Origin of the sequence: Pseudarthrobacter sp. W1I19, assembly GCF_030817835.1 — a bacterium.
Classification (GTDB): domain Bacteria; phylum Actinomycetota; class Actinomycetes; order Actinomycetales; family Micrococcaceae; genus Arthrobacter.
The window spans coordinates 2,885,725-2,902,099 of sequence record NZ_JAUSZR010000001.1 but is presented as its reverse complement, the minus strand read 5'-3'; the positions used below and the strand labels follow the sequence as shown (position 1 = coordinate 2,902,099).

At 64.9% G+C, this 16,375-nt stretch carries 14 protein-coding genes, 3 tRNA genes and 1 pseudogene; 14 read left to right on the top strand and 4 right to left on the bottom strand.

Going from position 1 to position 16,375, the window contains the following annotated elements; translation table 11 throughout:
- The first annotated feature begins 33 nt into the window (after positions 1 to 33).
- From dusB to QF038_RS13625, 5 genes and pseudogenes are all read left to right on the top strand, one after another.
- Positions 34 to 1,213: pseudogene (gene dusB, locus QF038_RS13645) on the top strand (tRNA dihydrouridine synthase DusB).
- On the top strand, positions 1,206 to 2,495 hold the full coding sequence (locus tag QF038_RS13640) for a deoxyguanosinetriphosphate triphosphohydrolase (RefSeq protein ID WP_307610614.1): 1,290 nt from the start codon (positions 1,206 to 1,208) through the stop codon (positions 2,493 to 2,495). Before dusB ends, QF038_RS13640 begins: the two are co-directional and overlap by 8 nt.
- 52 nt (positions 2,496 to 2,547) lie before the next feature.
- Positions 2,548 to 4,464: a DNA primase gene (gene dnaG / locus QF038_RS13635; RefSeq protein WP_307610613.1), complete on the top strand. Its 1,917-nt coding sequence runs from the start codon at positions 2,548 to 2,550 to the stop codon at positions 4,462 to 4,464.
- A 78-nt stretch (positions 4,465 to 4,542) separates the two neighbouring features.
- Positions 4,543 to 4,615, top strand: a tRNA-Asn gene (locus QF038_RS13630).
- A 125-nt stretch (positions 4,616 to 4,740) separates the two neighbouring features.
- A tRNA-Asn gene (locus tag QF038_RS13625) sits at positions 4,741 to 4,813 on the top strand.
- 50 nt (positions 4,814 to 4,863) lie between these two features.
- Here QF038_RS13625 and QF038_RS13620 read toward each other — a convergent pair.
- The 3 genes from QF038_RS13620 to QF038_RS13610 form a co-directional block, all read right to left on the bottom strand.
- Positions 4,864 to 5,271, bottom strand: a complete 408-nt coding sequence (locus QF038_RS13620) for a hypothetical protein (protein ID WP_307610612.1) — start codon at positions 5,269 to 5,271, stop codon at positions 4,864 to 4,866.
- Positions 5,272 to 5,345: 74 nt separating this feature from the next.
- A complete protein-coding gene (locus tag QF038_RS13615; protein WP_091418240.1) occupies positions 5,346 to 5,540 on the bottom strand; it encodes a hypothetical protein in 195 nt (64 codons plus the stop codon).
- Positions 5,541 to 5,557: 17 nt separating this feature from the next.
- The gene (locus QF038_RS13610) at positions 5,558 to 6,787 is read right to left on the bottom strand and encodes a multidrug effflux MFS transporter (RefSeq protein WP_307613480.1); all 1,230 of its coding nucleotides are present in this window, start codon (positions 6,785 to 6,787) and stop codon (positions 5,558 to 5,560) included.
- 172 nt (positions 6,788 to 6,959) lie between these two features.
- On the opposite strand from QF038_RS13610, the gene QF038_RS13605 reads away from it, so the two are divergent.
- The 6 genes from QF038_RS13605 to QF038_RS13580 all read left to right on the top strand — a co-directional run bounded on the left by QF038_RS13605 (position 6,960) and on the right by QF038_RS13580 (position 12,571).
- A complete protein-coding gene (locus QF038_RS13605; protein WP_307610611.1) occupies positions 6,960 to 7,814 on the top strand; it encodes a phage holin family protein in 855 nt (284 codons plus the stop codon).
- A gap of 114 nt (positions 7,815 to 7,928) precedes the next feature.
- Positions 7,929 to 8,549 (top strand): CDP-alcohol phosphatidyltransferase family protein, encoded by a 621-nt coding sequence (locus tag QF038_RS13600; protein WP_307610610.1) that lies wholly within the window; start codon positions 7,929 to 7,931, stop codon positions 8,547 to 8,549.
- Positions 8,549 to 9,457, top strand: coding sequence for a DMT family transporter (locus QF038_RS13595; RefSeq protein WP_307610609.1), 909 nt, complete (start codon positions 8,549 to 8,551; stop codon positions 9,455 to 9,457). Before QF038_RS13600 ends, QF038_RS13595 begins: the two co-directional genes overlap by 1 nt.
- A 155-nt stretch (positions 9,458 to 9,612) precedes the next feature.
- Positions 9,613 to 10,782, top strand: coding sequence for a glycosyltransferase (locus QF038_RS13590; RefSeq protein ID WP_307613479.1), 1,170 nt, complete (start codon positions 9,613 to 9,615; stop codon positions 10,780 to 10,782).
- 73 nt (positions 10,783 to 10,855) lie between these two features.
- Positions 10,856 to 10,929 (top strand) — tRNA-Ile (locus tag QF038_RS13585).
- A 454-nt stretch (positions 10,930 to 11,383) separates the two neighbouring features.
- On the top strand, positions 11,384 to 12,571 hold the full coding sequence (locus QF038_RS13580) for an acyl-CoA dehydrogenase family protein (protein ID WP_307610608.1): 1,188 nt from the start codon (positions 11,384 to 11,386) through the stop codon (positions 12,569 to 12,571).
- A 51-nt stretch (positions 12,572 to 12,622) separates the two neighbouring features.
- On the opposite strand, the gene QF038_RS13575 is transcribed toward QF038_RS13580, so the two are convergent.
- Positions 12,623 to 13,168: a M23 family metallopeptidase gene (locus QF038_RS13575; protein WP_307610607.1), complete on the bottom strand. Its 546-nt coding sequence runs from the start codon at positions 13,166 to 13,168 to the stop codon at positions 12,623 to 12,625.
- Positions 13,169 to 13,610: 442 nt separating this feature from the next.
- Between QF038_RS13575 and rpsB the strand changes: the two genes are divergently transcribed.
- From rpsB to pyrH, 3 genes are all read left to right on the top strand, one after another.
- The gene (rpsB, locus tag QF038_RS13570; RefSeq protein ID WP_307610606.1) at positions 13,611 to 14,486 is read left to right on the top strand and encodes a 30S ribosomal protein S2; all 876 of its coding nucleotides are present in this window, start codon (positions 13,611 to 13,613) and stop codon (positions 14,484 to 14,486) included.
- 130 nt (positions 14,487 to 14,616) lie between these two features.
- The gene (gene tsf / locus QF038_RS13565) at positions 14,617 to 15,453 is read left to right on the top strand and encodes a translation elongation factor Ts (protein ID WP_307610605.1); all 837 of its coding nucleotides are present in this window, start codon (positions 14,617 to 14,619) and stop codon (positions 15,451 to 15,453) included.
- Positions 15,454 to 15,571: 118 nt separating this feature from the next.
- Entirely contained in the window at positions 15,572 to 16,309 is a 738-nt protein-coding gene (pyrH, locus tag QF038_RS13560) for a UMP kinase (RefSeq protein WP_307610604.1), read from the top strand.
- Positions 16,310 to 16,375: the final 66 nt, after the last annotated feature.

Here is a 16,375-nt window from a genome sequence, read left to right as displayed (position 1 = left end):
CCACGATTTGCCCGGCTTTGCAACAATGGACAGGTGACTGTTACAGCAACTCCTCCCGCCCCCAAGCTGGAACTCCCGCCCCTGAAGCTGGGCCCCATCACCGTGCACACCCCGGTGATCCTGGCGCCGATGGCCGGCATCACCAACTCGGCGTTCCGCCGGTTGTGCCGCGAATACGGCGGCGGAATGTACGTGGCGGAGATGGTCACCTCTCGCGCCCTCGTGGAGCGCACCCCCGAATCCCTGCGCATCATCTCGCACGACGACGACGAAAAGGTCCGCTCCGTCCAGCTCTACGGTGTGGACCCCGGCACCGTGGGCGCTGCCGTGCGGATGCTCGTCGAGGAAGACCGCGCGGACCACATCGACCTCAACTTCGGTTGCCCCGTCCCCAAGGTGACCCGCCGCGGCGGCGGCTCCGCCCTGCCCTGGAAGATCGACCTCTTCACCTCCATCGTGCAGACTGCCGTCAAGGAAGCGTCCAAAGGCAACGTCCCGCTGACCATCAAGATGCGCAAGGGCATCGACGACGACCACCTCACGTACCTCGACGCCGGCCGCATCGCCCGCGATTCCGGTGTGGCCGCCGTCGCCCTTCCACGGCAGGACCGCCGCCCAGTTCTACTCGGGCCAGGCCGACTGGTCGGCCATCGCCCGCCTGCGCGAAGCCCTGCCCGACATTCCGGTGCTGGGCAACGGCGACATCTGGTCCGCCGAGGACGCGGTTCGCATGGTCCGCGAAACGGGGGTTGACGGCGTGGTGGTGGGCCGCGGCTGCCAGGGCAGGCCCTGGCTGTTCGGCGACCTCCAGGCCGCCTTCGAAGGCAGCGACACCCGCTTCCGGCCCAACCTGCGCCAGGTGGCCGAGGGCGTCTACCGGCACGCGGAACTGATGGTGGAGACCTTCGGTGACGAGGGCAAGGCGCTGCGTGAGATCCGCAAGCACATCGCCTGGTACTTCAAGGGCTATGTGGTGGGCGGGGAACTGCGCACCCGCCTGGCCCTGGTGACCAGCCTTGAGGTCCTGCGGGACACCCTCGCAGAACTGGACCTCGACTCCCCGTACCCGGGCGTTGACGCAGAAGGTCCGCGCGGCCGCGCCGGCTCACCCAAGAGGCCGGCGCTGCCCAAGGACTGGCTGGAGTCCCGCGCGCTGAACGCGGCGCAGTCCGCCGACATCTCAGCCGCTGAACTGGACGTTTCCGGTGGCTGAGACCCGGACCGCCGCGCCCGTCCTGCCCGGCTACGACACCCACGACTCCGCCCGCTGGGTGGAGGAACCGCCCAAGAATGTTTACCGCTCGGACTTTGAGCGGGACCGCGCCCGGGTGCTGCATTCCTCCGCGCTGCGCAGGCTCGGTGCCAAGACGCAGGTGGTGGCACCGGACACTGACGACTTCGTCCGGACACGGCTCACGCACAGCCTCGAGGTGGCCCAGGTGGGCCGCGAGCTGGGCCGGGCCCTGGGCTGCGACCCCGATGTTGTGGACACCGCCTGCCTCAGCCACGACCTCGGTCACCCGCCGTTCGGGCACAACGGGGAATCGGCGCTGAACGAGGTGGCGCATGCCATCGGCGGTTTCGAAGGCAACGCCCAGACACTGCGCCTCCTGACCCGGCTCGAACCCAAGGTCCTGGCCCCTGACGGCCAGCCCGCCGGACTCAACCTGACCAGGGCAAGCCTGGACGCCGCGTCGAAGTATCCGTGGTCCGCGCTGGAAGCACCTGTGATCCACGGCCAGCGAACCAGCAAGTTCGGCGCCTATGAGGATGACCTCCCCATCTTCAACTGGATCCGGGAAGGCGCCCCCGAGCGCCGGTCCTGCCTGGAAGCCCAGGTGATGGACCTGGCCGATGACATCTCCTATTCCGTGCACGACGTTGAGGACGCCATCGTCGCCGGCCACTTCCAGCTCCGCTGGATGGACAACCCGGACCACCGCGCCCGGGTGGTGGGCTACGCCAAGCAGTGGTACCTGCCGCACAACGATCCCGCCGCGATCGACGCCGCCCTGGCCCGGCTTGAGGCTACTGATGTGTGGGTGCGGGAAGCGGACGGCAGCCGCAAGTCCATGGCCGCCCTGAAAAACATGACCAGCCAGCTGATCGGCCGGTTCTGCCAGAGCGCCCTGGAGACCACCCGCGCCGTGTACGGTCCGGAGAACCTGACCCGGTACAACGCCCAGCTCATGGTGCCGGACGAGACGGTCATGGAGATCGCCGTGATGAAGGGCCTGGCCACCACCTTCGTGATGACCACCGAGCACCGCCAGCCCATCTACGAGCGCCAGCGCGAGGTGCTCCACGCCCTGGTGACGGCCCTGAGCGCCACCGGGGACCGCCACCTCGAGCCGATGTTCGCCGCGGACTGGCGGGACGCGCCCGACGACGGAGCGCGCCTTCGCGTGGTCATCGACCAGGTGGCCTCACTCACCGACGGATCGGCACTGGCAATGTACGAACGCCTGGTAGGGAGCCTGCCGTCGCTGTGGTGAGGGTCGCCACAGGGTTCCAGTCGTCGTCGTACCCCGGGGCTAGGATTGCTCTGTGGCTGGGCTGATCAAACGTGAAGATATCGACGAAGTACGCCAGCGCACGGACATCAAGGAAGTGGTTGACGGCTACGTCACGCTCAAGGGCGCCGGCCTGGGTACCTTCAAGGGGCTGTGCCCCTTCCACGACGAACGCTCGCCTTCCTTCACCGTCCGCCCGCAGGTAGGCCGCTACCACTGCTTCGGCTGCGGCGAGGATGGCGACGTTATCGCGTTTGTGCAGAAGCAGGACCACAGCTCCTTCCAGGAAGCCGTGGAGAAGCTCGCCGCCAGGATCGGCTACGAGCTGCGTTATGAGGACGGCGGCACCGGCCCCAACCGCGAGGAAGTGGGCCGCCGGCAGCGTCTGCTGGACGCCCACAAAATCGCCGACGAGTTCTTCCAGTCTCAACTGCTGACGCCCGGGGCCGCGGAGGCGAGGACGTTCCTGCACGGCCGCGGATTCGATCGTGCCGCCGCCGAGCAGTTCGGCGTAGGCTATGCGCCGCAGGGCTGGGACGCGCTGCTCAAGCACCTCCGCAACCGGGGTTTCACCGATGGCGAGCTCAAGCTCACCGGGATGTTCTCCGAGGGAAACCGGGGCATCTACGACCGTTTCCGCGGCCGCCTGATCTGGCCCATCCGGGACATCGCGGGGGACACCATCGGCTTCGGCGCCAGAAAGCTTTACGAGGACGACCAAGGTCCCAAATACCTCAACACCCCCGAGACCACGCTCTACAAGAAATCCCAGGTGCTCTACGGGATAGACCTCGCTAAACGGAACATCGCCAAGGACCGGCAGCTGGTGGTGGTGGAGGGCTACACGGACGTTATGGCGTGCCACCTGGCGGGAATTCCGACGGCGGTGGCAACCTGCGGAACGGCGTTCGGCACCGAGCACATCAAGATCGCCCGCAGGCTCCTCTCTGACGACGGCACCGGGGGAGAGGTCATCTTTACCTTCGACGGCGACGCCGCCGGCCAGAAAGCGGCGCTGCGCGCTTTTGAAGAGGACCAGAGGTTTACCGCCCAGACGTACGTGGCTGTGGAGCCCACCGGGGCGGATCCCTGCGACCTGCGCCAAAGCAAAGGCGACGAGGCAGTCCATGCCTTGGTGCAGTCCCGCCGGCCGCTGTTCGAGTTCGCTATCCGCACTACGCTCAAGCAGTTCAACCTGGACACCGTGGAAGGCCGCGTGCAGGGCCTGAAAGCCTCCGTCCCCGTGGTTGCCGCCATCCGTGACGCGTCCACCCGCACCGGCTACTGCCAGGCCTTGACCGGGTGGCTGGGCATGCCGGACCCCAATGAGGTGCTGCGCCTGGTCACCGCCGCGGTGAAGCGCGGCGACCAGGGCGGCCCTGCCGCTGTCGGTCCCGGGGCTTCCTCCCGCCCGGCCCCACCGGGCGGACCTGGCGTAGCTGCCGGACCGGCCTCGGGCGCTGTGCCCTCCTTCCACCGGCCGGACCCGCGGGACCCCGTGGCCTCCATGGAACGGCAGGCGCTGGAAGTGGCCCTGCAGGAACCCGCGCTGCTGGCCGGCGGAGTGTGGGACCGCTTCGCCGCCGCCCGTTTCGCTACCCCGGCCTTCCAAGCTGTCCACGACGCCATGCGTGCCACCGGCCCGGGCCTCACCGTTGACCCGGTGCGGTGGGTGGAGCACGTAATGGACGAAGTTCCGGAACCGCTGCGGCCCCTGGTCTCCGAGTTGGCGGTGGTGCCGCTGCCGGCAAATACCGAAGAGGCGGTGCAGAAGTACTGCCGGGACATCCTGTCACGGCTGTTCGAGCTGCAGATCACCAGGGTCAAGGCGGACAAGATGGGGCAGCTGCAGCGGCTGGATCCGTCGGCGGACCCTGAAACCTACCAGCGGCTCAACCGGGAGCTGATGATGCTCGAAATGGAACGCCGCGCGCTGCGTGCTGACGCATAGGCAGGCACCCACACACGTCCGGGACGGCCTCGATTTCGTTTCCACTGCGGGTGTTTGCTAGGCTAATACCCGCTTCATTCCTCCTTAGCTCAATTGGCAGAGCATTCGACTGTTAATCGAAGGGTTGCTGGTTCAAGTCCAGCAGGAGGAGCGCGCAATCCCCGCTCCGGGACTTTCGGAGCGGGGATTTTTTATGCCCGGATGCGGACGGCGGGCCCGCAAAACCGCCGATTTCACATTGGTGCGGATCCTTTGCTAATGTCATACCTGCTTCATTCCTCCTTAGCTCAATTGGCAGAGCATTCGACTGTTAATCGAAGGGTTGCTGGTTCAAGTCCAGCAGGAGGAGCAAACCAAAAATCCCCGTTCCTTCCCTTGGAAGGAACGGGGATTTTTCTTTTAGACAAAGTCCATCTCCACCTGGAGGAAGCGCTCTGCCTCCGCGATCGCGGCCAGGAACGCCTCCTTTTCGGTGGGTGACTTACGCGGCTGGCGCGGGTTCCATTCGTGCGGTGCGGAATGGACACGCACGAATCCTGTTTCGGGCGGCGCATAGAAGATGCCGAACCGCTGCACGGGCCACTCCGGAGAGGTTTCGGGGGCCACCAGGAGCGCTGCATTGAAGGCCGGGTTGTACCACTGGGCGATCGGCCGGCGGCGGTCTTCGGTGAACAGCCCGGCCGCATAGAGGGCCGCCGACTGCTCGCCGCTCTGGGCACACAACCGCTCCCACCACAGTGGCAGGATCCCGGTATCGCACCGTTGCCACGTGGCCGGGAGCTGCGGTTGATCCTGCCAGCCTGGCACAAACAACATTTTATCTCGGGAGGGGCAATCAGCGGCAGACGGCGCGGCACCGGCACCCAGACCCGAAAGAAGGCCTAGGGACGGTTCCAGGGGCCCGGATTGACCCGGTACAGCAACGCGGAGCCAACCAGCATGCCCAGGACAATGCCCATGGCGGGATTGCCCAGGGCGCGCCCCGCGAAATAGCCCACGACGGCGCCCAGCACCGCCCCGAGGAAGAGTCCCCGGCGGTTCCGGTGCGGCTTGCGCCTGGCAGGTTTCTTTGGCATCAGGAGGGCATCGGCAGTCAGTGGATGGATGGGACGGTCCGGGGCCGGACCACGAGCCACAAAGCCGCGATGGCCAGCAGGATACAGGCGGCCTGGACGGCGCCCATCGGGGTGGCGCTGGTGATGCCCAGCCAGCCGACCACCGGGGAGATGAGGCCGGCGGTCAGGAAGGTCGCGGCACCCAGCAGCGAGGCGGCGGTGCCGGCCTGGCCCGCATGGCCGGCCAGGGCGAGGACCTGGACGCAGGGGAACATAAAGCCCGTGCCCATGATGTAGAACCACAGGGGAACCATAACGCCCCACAGTCCCAGTCCGAGCTGGTCGAACACTACGATCAGCAGTGCCATCAAGAAGGTCCAGGCGGTGGCTCCGGCAAGGATCCACTGCGGCGGCACCCGCCGGATGAGGCGGGAGCTGGTCTGGATGCCGGCCACGATGCCCAGTGAATTGATGCCGAAAAGCAGCCCGTACTCCTGAGCCGAGAAGCCAAACACATCCTGGAACAGGAAGGGCGAGGCCGAAAGGTAAGTGAACAGCCCGCCGAAGTTCAGGCCGGCCACCATCAGCAGGCCAACAAAGATCCTGTCCCTGAACAGGATGCCGTAGCGCTGGCGGACCGTCATGCCGCTCTGCCGGCGCTTTTCCGGCGGCAGCGTCTCCCGCACCAGGAACAGGGCGGCGACAATGACCAGGGTGCCGTATGAGGCAAGGAACACAAAGATCCCCGGCCACGCCATTACCAGGAGCAGCTGTGAACCGATCACCGGAGCCAGGATCGGTGCCAGCCCGTTGACCAGGGACATACGAGAAAACATCTTCACCATGGCGTAACCGGAGAAGAGGTCCCGCACCATGGCCATGGCCACCACGCCTCCGCCGGCCGCCCCCACACCCATCAAAACTCGGAAGATGCCCAGGGTGGTGATGTCGGTGGACAGCGCGGCGCCAAGCGACGCCGCAATGTGCAGTGCCGTCGCCAGGATCAGCGGCATCCGCCGGCCCACCTTGTCGCTGAACGGGCCCACCACCAGCTGGCCGAAGGCGAAACCCACCGTGGTCCCGGCCAGTGTCAGCTGGACCTGGGCTTCGGTGACGCCCAGGCTCTCCTCGAGGGCGGGAAAGGCCGGAAGGTAAAGGTCGATCGTGAACGGACCCAGGGCAGTCAGGGCGCCGAGCAGGAGGATGTACAGGAGTTTGCGGCGGCGGCTCAACAGATCGCCCGGATTGCTGGGAATGGTCACGATGATCAATCCTAGGCCCGGGATAACAGATTTTTGCAGCGTTGTAGGCCGCGCCGTCCGGCAAGCCCCGGAGTCCGCCATTGAACTGAATGATACTTTTGGGGGCGGGGACGGTGCAGCTGCACTCTCCCGCAGCACATGGAAGCCGAATCCACCATGAAACAGTAAGGCGGGACCGATGAGCGGACGTCACAGCGGGCGGACCAGCCAGGGAGTGCGCATCGCCGCGCTGCCCGGGACGCTTAAACTCCTTTTCCGGTTGGCGCCCCGCCAGCTCAACGACGAGATTGCCTTCGCAAAGATCGAGCTGAAGCGCAAAGGTGTCCAGGTTGGAGTTGCTTCCGCTTTCCTCGCTGTGGCCCTGGTCTTTGTCCTCTTCCTCGTGGTGGCACTGATCGTTGCCGCCATCATGGGACTGGCCACCATCATGCCCGCCTGGCTGGCAGCGGTGCTGGTTTCCGCGGCGTTCCTGCTGATTGCACTCATCGGCGGCCTGATCGGCATCAGCAGGTTCAAGAAGGCCATGCCGCTGCTGCCCGAGGAGACCATCCGCGGCATCAAGCACGATATTGGCGTTGCCAAGGAGGGATCTGCCTTCAACCCTGCGGTCCTGGATCCCCGGACTCCCGAGGCAAAAGCTGCCAAGGCAGCGAAGGCGGAAGCCGCTGCGAAGGCCAAGGCTGAAAAGGAGGCCAAGGCCGCGGAGCATAACAAGGAATTCCCGCAGGCCTCCGAGCCGGAACTCGCCCGCCGCCTGAGCCAGCGCCGCCACCACCTCACCGAAGTCCGCGACGACCTCGGCGATGAACTCGATGTCAAAACCCAGGCCCGGTTCCTCTTGGCTGCTGCGCAGGTCAAGATGCGTGAGGGCCAGGTTCTGGCCGCCCGGGGCAAAGACCTCGCCGCGAGCCGGCTGGCCGGTCTCTCCGAATCCACCGGAGGCCTGGGTGCGCGGTGGAAACCTCTGGCTGCCCTTGCGGCCGCCGGGACCGTGTTGGTTGTGCTGGTCCGCAAGCTCCTCCGGACGTACTAGCCCCGGCCACACTGAGCCTGCTCCGGCAGCCCGGCCAGACAAAGACCGTGGCAGTGAACAGGGACACGAATCGTCAGTACGCGCCGCAGGGCAGCAGGAAGGAAAGGGGACGGGATGAAGTTCATCGGTGCCGGCTCCCGTCCCGGCCGCCCCCACGTAGACCACGACCGCGTCTTCACCATCCCCAACCTGCTCACCGTTGTGCGGTTTATGGGCGTGCCCCTGTTCATTTGGCTCGTCCTGGGCCAAAAGCAATACGCCGCAGGCGTGGTGGTTTTGGCGGTTATGGCCGGCACGGACTGGATCGACGGGTACGTTGCCCGCCGCTTCGACCAGGCCTCGAAGCTCGGACGGGTCCTGGATCCCATCGCCGACCGCCTGGCTCTGATCGCCGTCGCCGTCACGCTGGTGATTGCCGGCGTCGTCCACTGGCTCTACCTTGCCGCACTGGTGGTCCCGGACGCCATACTGCTGGCCCTGACGCTGTCCTTCTTCCGCGGTCACCCGGATCTTCCGGTCAGCATTGTGGGAAAGGTCCGCACCGGCCTGCTGCTTCTGGGCACTCCGCTGCTGGTCCTCTCGCGCCTGGATACGGGATTCTCTGATGAACTGTTCGTGGCAGCATGGATTGTGCTGGGCCTGGGCCTGATCGGCCACTGGATAGCCGCATACAACTATTTCTGGGCCATTCTGCGCAAGGGCAGAAGGCTGCATCACGACGGCGGGACCGGCTGATGGTCTGGCTCGCCGTGGTACTTGCGGTGCTGGGAGCGTTCTGCCTGGCTTTGGGCGCGCAGCGCCAGGGGAGTGCGGTCAAGGCCGACACCGGGGGGTTGGCCCTGAGCTCGAACGGGTTCCTCCGCCTGCTGAAGAACCCGCGCTGGGTGTTCGGCCTCCTCCTGCTGGGCGCCGGAATGGCGATGAACGCTGTTGCCCTTGTCTCTGCCCCACTTACCGTCGTCCAGCCCATCGGGGCCATCGCGCTCGTCATCACCACCATCATCAATGCCAAGGACCAGGACCTAACGATCAACCGGGCAACGGTGGTTGCCATCTCAGCCTGCGTGGCAGGCTCGGCACTCTTTGTCATCCTCGCGGTCAACGTCACCCAGGAAAACCACCATGTAAGCTTCGCGGACGAACTTACGATCGTGCTGCTGCTGGCCCTCGCCGTCGGACTCTTCGGCACTTTGGCAGTCATGTTCAAGCACCGGATAAACGCCTTCGTCTACATACTGGGCGCCGGGGTACTCTTTGGATTCGTGGCCGTACTCACCCGGATTATCGGCAAGCACCTGCTCGATCCCAACGGGCTCTTCCTGCTGAACGTGCAGTGGTACTCAGTGGTTGCCCTCATCGCCGCAGCTGGACTGGGGTCATGGTTTGTCCAAAACGCCTACTCCTCTGGGCCGCCGGACCTGGTCATCGCAGGACTCACGGTGATTGATCCCTTAGTGGGGATCGCCATCGGGATCGTCATCCTCGGCGAACTCCGTGCGGATGTGCACGCCGTAATGGCCATTGCCATGGGAACTGCCGCATCCCTTGCTATCGTGGGGGTAATTGCCCTTTCCAGGCACCACCCCGAGGTCACCAGGCGCAAGAAGGACGCGCCGCGGGCCGAGGGCAAGCCGTCCCCGTAGTCCTGTCCGCCATTCCCGTCCATCCAGTCCCTTCCACCCAGCAAATACACGAGGCCCCGGCGCCAGCCGCGGCCGGCCGTGCTGTCAGTACACGCTGTCCGCACCGTGACCATCAGGAGCCCTCCACGTGACCACGCCCGCCAGACCAGCAACCCCTGACCATCCTGATAGCCGCCGACACCTACCCGCCGCATATCAACGGCGCAGCCCAATTCGGCTACCGCCTGGCGAAGGGAATGTCCGGGCGCGGCCACAACGTGCACGTGCTGGCCTGCCGTGCGGACAACGGCAAGAGCTTCACCGAGTTCCGCTCGGAGGCGACCGTCCACCGGCTCCGCTCGCACGGCGTCCCCACCCACGAGTACTTCCGGATCTGCTTCCCTTGGGAAATCAAGAAGGAAATCAGCCTCCTCTTCGACCGCGTCCAGCCCGATGTGGTCCATATCCAGAGCCACTACATGATCGGCGAGCACGTCCTCTACGAGGCTGCCCGGCGCGGCATCCGCATCGTTGCCACCAACCACTTCATGCCGGAAAACCTTAACCCGTTCCTTCCCTTTCCCCAGTGGTTCAAGAACATCATCGGGCGCATCTCCTGGAAGGACATGGGCAAGGTCATGGGCCAGGCGGATGTGGTGACCACACCCACCCCGCTGGCGGCCAAAGCCATGCACCAGCATGCCTTCCTGCGCAAAGTCCTTCCGCTGTCCAACGGCATCGACTCCGCCGCCTACGAACTGCAGCCCGGCGAACAGATCGAACCGCACGCCCACCCCACTGTGTTGTTCGTGGGCCGCCTGGCGGAGGAAAAGCATGTGGATGTGCTGATCGAGGCCGTCGGCAAGACGCCCGCAGAGCTGAAGGTGCACCTGGAGATCGTGGGCGGCGGCGAGGTGCGGTCGAACCTCGAAAACCTCGTCCAGCGGCTCGGGCTGGGGGACCGGGTGAAGTTCCTGGGCCTGGCCAGCGACGAGGAGCTGCGGAAGGCCTACATCCGGGCTGACCTGTTCTGCATGCCCGGCACCGCTGAGCTTCAGTCACTGGTCACCCTGGAGGCGATGTCAGCCTCCACCCCGGTTGTACTCGCAGACGCCATGGCCCTGCCGCACCTGGTCCGCGATGGCGAAAACGGATACCTGTTCGCTCCCGGCGACAGCGATGACCTGGCCAAAAAGATCACCCTGGTCCTGGAGCTGCCCGCAGACCAGCGCGCTGCCATGGGACAGGCCAGCCGGCAGATGGTGGAACCGCACAGCATCCAAGGCACCCTGCAGACCTTCGAGGACCTTTACCGCGGCGCTGGATTCGAAGACAAGGTGGTCTAAACGCCTTCCGGGGTTTGCTAGAGTGTTTTTGCCCTGCTGCCGCGCACTGTTTGTGGGAGGTTCGGGGCAGCAAGGGGCTATAGCTCAGCTGGTTAGAGCGCGGGACTCATAATCCTAAGGTCCTCGGTTCAAGTCCGAGTAGCCCTACTTTCAACACACGCGAAACCGCGGCCGGCGCACATTGCCGGCCGCAGTTTCGTTTCGGTTACAGGTCAAAACTGGGACGCCCCATCACCTCCCGCAACATTCCGGGGAACGCCCCATCACCTCCCGCAACATTCCGGCGAACGCCCCAGCAGTGTTTGGATCTTCCCTCGGTGGGTCCCGGACGCGTGCCCGGGTCCCACCGAGGAAACCCCATCCCCGAAGTGATAGAGCCATGCTCCAAAACCTGCAGGAGGTGATGGGGCGTTGGACTGAAACCAGCAGGGGGTGATGGGGCGGTCGACTGAAACAGCAGGGGGTGATGGGGCGTTTGGGGGAGGGAGCATGTCCTATCCCGGCCTTTCGTAAGAGCCGCAGATGCGGTATGTTACTGACCAGTAACATACCGTGCTCATTCCGCGAGCCCCGGTCACCGCTGATCACTTGCGAGGTAACCATGTCCACGTCCGATTCCAACCTCGGCCTGCCCTACGCCGACGGCGACTTCTATGCCTTCGAACAGATGCTCAGTGCAAAAGAGCAGGACCGGCTGGCAGAGGTCCGGGACTTCCTGGCCCGCGAGGTCAAGCCCATCGCCGTGGACTGCTGGAACCGCGGCGAATTCCCCATGGAGCTGATTCCGAAGCTCGCCGACATCGACCTGGTCAGCCCGGTCCGACGGCAAGGCCACTCCAACCTCTTCGCCGGCCTGATGCACGCCGAGGTGACCCGGGCCGACGCTTCCATCGCCACCTTTATGGGTGTGCACGACGGACTCTTTACCGGTTCCATCGAAGCCCTGGCCTCCCAGGAGCAAAAGGACGCGTGGCTTCCCGACATATATTCGCTTCGGAAAATCGGGGCTTTCGGTCTGACCGAACCGCTCGGCGGATCGGACGTGGCCGGCGGGACGCGCACCACTGCCAAGCGCGAGGGGGACTCCTGGATCCTCAACGGCGCCAAGCGCTGGATTGGAAACGCCACCTTCTCCGACTGGGTGGTGATCTACGCCCGCGATGTTGAAGACAACCGGGTCAAAGGCTTCCTAGTGGACGCCTCGCTGGAGGGCTTCAGCGCGGCGAAGATCGAGAACAAGATCGCCCTCCGGACGGTCCAGAACGCCGACATCACCCTGGATAACGTGGTGGTACCGGACTTCTACAAGCTGGCGCACGCCAACAGCTTCCGCGACGTCAACAAAGTCCTCAAAGTCACCCGCCTCGGTGTCGCCTGGCAGGCCGTGGGCCAGCAGCTGGCAGCCTTCGACGTGGCGCGCCGGTACGCGGTGGAGCGCCACCAGTTCGGCAGGCCCCTTGCCTCCTTCCAGCTGGTCCAGAGCCAGCTTGTACAGATCCTGGGCAATGCCGTCAGCTCCATGGGCATGATGGTCCGGCTCTCCCAGCTTGAGGATGCGGGCGAGGCGAAGGACGAGCAGTCGGCCTTGGCGAAGGCCTTCACCACGGCCAGGATGCGTGAAAGCGTGGCCATCGGCCGGAACATCCTGGGTGGCAACGGCATCGTGACTGACTTTGAGATGGCAAAGATCTTCGCCGACGCCGAAGCCATCTACTCCTACGAGGGAACCCACGAGATCAACACGCTGGTGACAGGCCGGGCGATCACGGGAATTTCCGCCATCGTCTGATCAGGCGCCGGGCCAGGCGTCTGGCCTCCGGCTGGTGCTTGTTGCTGCCTGCTAGCCCAGCGGCAGCAGGATGGACGGACGCAAGTCCATCACGAACTGCAGCGGATTGACGTAGTCGTCGCCGCGCCGGACGCCCCAGTGCACACAGGACGCGGCAGCGCAGTGGCCGGGCACAAGCGTCCCGACCACCTGCCCGGCGGCTACCACACTGCCGGCGGTCAAGGTACTGTCCACCGGTTCGAAGCTGCTGCGCAGGCCGTTGCCGTGGTCTATGGCGATCACCGGCCGGTCCACCACCACGCCCACGAAGCTGACGGTGCCTGCCGCCGGCGCGATGACCTCTGCGCGGTCGGACACCGCGCCCAGGTCCACGCCGCGGTGACCGCTGAGCCAGGGTTTGGGCGGCGGATCAAAATCCCGCAGCACGTCCGGGCGCGGGGTGAGCGGCCACATCCATGAAGGCGCTTCGACGGTGGCGGAAACTTCCGTCTGGGGCGCTGCAAAAGAGTATGCCGGGCCGAACGCGAGTACTTCCCCGGCCGGGGCCAAGGAGGCGGGCAGCAGGAGCAGGGCCGCAAGCAGTGCCGGTGGTTTCATGAATCCAGCCTGCGCGGGTTGCAAAGCTGCCGGCAGGGCCAGGTTCCCCTATGTGGAAAAAGCACGTTGACGCCGTCGTGCAAACCTTTCTGCATGTCCTCCGCGTGCGGGGGCCTGTAGTACACTTGATGGAGCAGTTTGCTGCGCCCTCAACGCTTTCCGTCCAGCGTCTATCCCAAAGGTTCTTCCTACGGTATATGCCCCTGTCCGGCCTGCGTCGGCACATCTCATTCAGGAGTGTGGGGGAGCAGCGGCTGACTACGCGCGTCCAGCCCTCTTCGGAGGATCGGACTTCCTGCGGTCAGGACTACGGTCCTGATGGGAAGCCCGATGGACGCCAGGAGCACGGCCCGCCCGGGCCAGGCTAATCAACCGTCAACTATTGGCAGGGTAAGAAGCCCCAGGGGTTTCTCATGAATGACCTGCCGGAAGGAGCGTCGGCATGCCCGTCGTAACTATGCGCCAGCTGCTTGACAGCGGCGTCCACTTTGGACACCAGACCCGCCGTTGGAACCCGAAGATGAAGCGCTTCATCTTCACCGAGCGCAACGGCATCTACATCATTGACCTGCAGCAGTCGCTGTCCTACATCGACCGCGCCTACGAGTTCGTAAAGGCCACCGTTGCCCACGGCGGCACCGTCCTCTTCGTCGGTACCAAGAAGCAGGCCCAGGAAGCAATCGCCGAGCAGGCAACCCGCGTGGGCCAGCCGTACGTGAACCAGCGTTGGCTCGGCGGTATGCTGACCAACTTCCAGACCGTCGCCAAGCGCATCCAGCGCATGAAGGAACTCGAAGAGATCGACTTCGACGACGTTGCCGGCTCCGCTTACACCAAGAAGGAGCTCCTGCTCCTCAAGCGTGAACTCACCAAGCTCGAGTCCAACCTCGGCGGTATCCGCAACCTGACCAAGGCACCCTCCGTGCTCTGGATCGTGGACACCAAGAAGGAACACCTCGCCGTTGATGAGGCCAAGAAGCTGAACATCCCGGTTGTGGCCATCCTGGACACCAACTGCGATCCGGACGAGGTCGACTTCCCGATCCCGGGCAACGACGACGCCATCCGCTCCGTGAACCTCCTGACCCGCGTTGTTGCCGACGCCGTTGCCGAGGGCCTCATCGCCCGCAACAACCGCGGCACGGGCACCACCGAAGCTCCGGAAGAGCCGCTGGCTGAGTGGGAGCGTGAACTCCTCGAAGGCAGCAAGGCTGAAGAGGCTGCCGCTCCCGCTGCTGAGGAAGCCCCGGCTCCTGCCGAGGCTCCCGCCGAAGAGGCAGCTCCGGCTGCCGAAGCTCCGGCTGAAGACGCCAAGTAACACAAGTACATCCGGATTTCCCGGTGCCGCCTGCGGCGCCGGAGCAGCTGACAGGATGGCGGCCCACTTTCGTGGGCTGCCGTCCTGTCGGTCCGTACACCACAACACATTTCTAGACAGAGGGGTTCACATGGCGAACTACACTGCCGCGGACATCAAGGCCCTGCGCGAGCGCACCGGCGCCGGCATGATGGACGTCAAGAAGGCTCTTGACGAAGCCAACGGTGACGCCGAGAAGGCCATCGAAATCATCCGCATCAAGGGCCTCAAGGGCGCTACCAAGCGCGAGGGCCGCTCCACTGCTGAAGGCCTGGTGGCCGCAAAGGTCAGCAACGGCGTCGGCGTGATGATCGAAGTCAACTGCGAGACCGACTTCGTGGCCAAGGCTGACAAGTTCATCCAGCTGGCTGACAAGGTCCTGGCCGTTGCCGTCGAGTCCGGCGCAGCCGATCTCGAGAGCCTGCTGGCCACCGAAGTTGACGGCAAGCCGCTCTCCGAGGTCGTCGTCGAAGAAGGCGCTGTCCTGGGCGAAAAGGTTGTTGTCCGCCGCATCTCCCGCGTTGAGGGTGCAACGGTTGACGCCTACCTGCACAAGACCTCCAAGGACCTCCCGGCCCAGGTTGGCGTGCTGTTCGCCGTTGACGGTGAAGGCGAAGCCGCTTCCACGGCCGCCCACGACGTTGCAGTCCACATCGCTGCCATGGCCCCGAACTACCTGACCCGCGAGGACGTTCCGTCCGAGCTGGTTGAGTCCGAGCGCCGCATCGCCGAAGAGACCGCAAAGGCCGAGGGCAAGCCCGAAGCTGCACTCACCAAGATTGTGGAAGGCCGCGTGACCGGCTTCTACAAGGGTGAAGTGCTGGTTGACCAGGCATTCGCCAAGGACGCCAAGAAGTCCGTGGCGCAGGTCCTCGAAGAGGCCGGTGTCAAGGGAACCGCGTTCACGCGTTTCCGCGTCGGCTCCTAGCCGGTACTGCAAGGGGGTGGCCACTTCGGTGGCCGCCCCTTTTGCATGCAACGGGCCAGTTCCGAGCATCGGCCCAAGCAGGATAATCTTTTTTCAGACCCCCCAACCGGAAGGCATCATGGAAGCCGTCAACACTGTATTGCAGCCAGAGAAAAGTCGACGCCGAGTCCTCCTGAAGCTCTCCGGCGAGGTTTTCGGCGGCGGGAAGCTGGGCGTTGACCCGGAGACAGTCCGCGACGTCGCCAAGCAGATCGCTGCCGCAGTTCCCGAGGTGGAAGTGGCCATCGTGGTGGGCGGCGGCAACTTCTTCCGCGGCGCCGAGCTGTCCCAGAGCGGCATGGACCGTTCCCGGGCCGACTACATGGGCATGCTGGGAACGGTGATGAACTGCCTGGCACTGCAGGACTTCCTGGAGCAGGCCGGTGTCGAAACCCGCGTCCAGAGCGCCATCACCATGGGCCAGGTGGCTGAAGCGTACATTCCCCGCCGCGCTATCCGGCACATGGAAAAGGGCCGTGTGGTCATCTTCGGTGCAGGCGCCGGGCTCCCTTACTTCTCCACCGATACTGTTGCTGCCCAGCGCGCTCTCGAAGTCCATGCAGACGTGGTCCTGATGGCCAAGAGCGGCGTGGACGCCGTGTACACGGCCGATCCCAAGAAGGACCCCTCAGCAGAGCGGCTCGAAACGCTCAGCTACGACGACGCCCTGCGGCGCGACATCCGTGTGATGGACCAGACCGCCATGACCATGTGCAAGGACAACAACCTCTCCATGGTGGTCTTTGGCATGGAGGGTGAGGGCAATGTCACCCGTGCCATCCTGGGTGAAAAGCTCGGCACGCTGGTCAGCGCCTAGCTACGGCTAGGATGTTTTCAGGACAGTTCCGCCCCCGTCTTTCGGGACCGGGGGCGGAAAGCAGCA

Bases quoted from the DNA above. Each gene is read 5' to 3' on its own strand.
- tsf (WP_307610605.1), top strand. From the start codon at position 14,617: ATGGCGAACTACACTGCCGCGGACATCAAGGCCCTGCGCGAGCGCACC.
- rpsB (WP_307610606.1), top strand. From the start codon at position 13,611: ATGCCCGTCGTAACTATGCGCCAGCTGCTTGACAGCGGCGTCCACTTT.
- pyrH (WP_307610604.1), top strand. From the start codon at position 15,572: ATGGAAGCCGTCAACACTGTATTGCAGCCAGAGAAAAGTCGACGCCGA.
- QF038_RS13615 (WP_091418240.1), bottom strand. From the start codon at position 5,540: ATGCCAAAGAAACCTGCCAGGCGCAAGCCGCACCGGAACCGCCGGGGA.
- QF038_RS13600 (WP_307610610.1), top strand. From the start codon at position 7,929: ATGAAGTTCATCGGTGCCGGCTCCCGTCCCGGCCGCCCCCACGTAGAC.
- QF038_RS13575 (WP_307610607.1), bottom strand. From the start codon at position 13,168: ATGAAACCACCGGCACTGCTTGCGGCCCTGCTCCTGCTGCCCGCCTCC.
- QF038_RS13595 (WP_307610609.1), top strand. From the start codon at position 8,549: ATGGTCTGGCTCGCCGTGGTACTTGCGGTGCTGGGAGCGTTCTGCCTG.
- QF038_RS13605 (WP_307610611.1), top strand. From the start codon at position 6,960: ATGAGCGGACGTCACAGCGGGCGGACCAGCCAGGGAGTGCGCATCGCC.
- QF038_RS13580 (WP_307610608.1), top strand. From the start codon at position 11,384: ATGTCCACGTCCGATTCCAACCTCGGCCTGCCCTACGCCGACGGCGAC.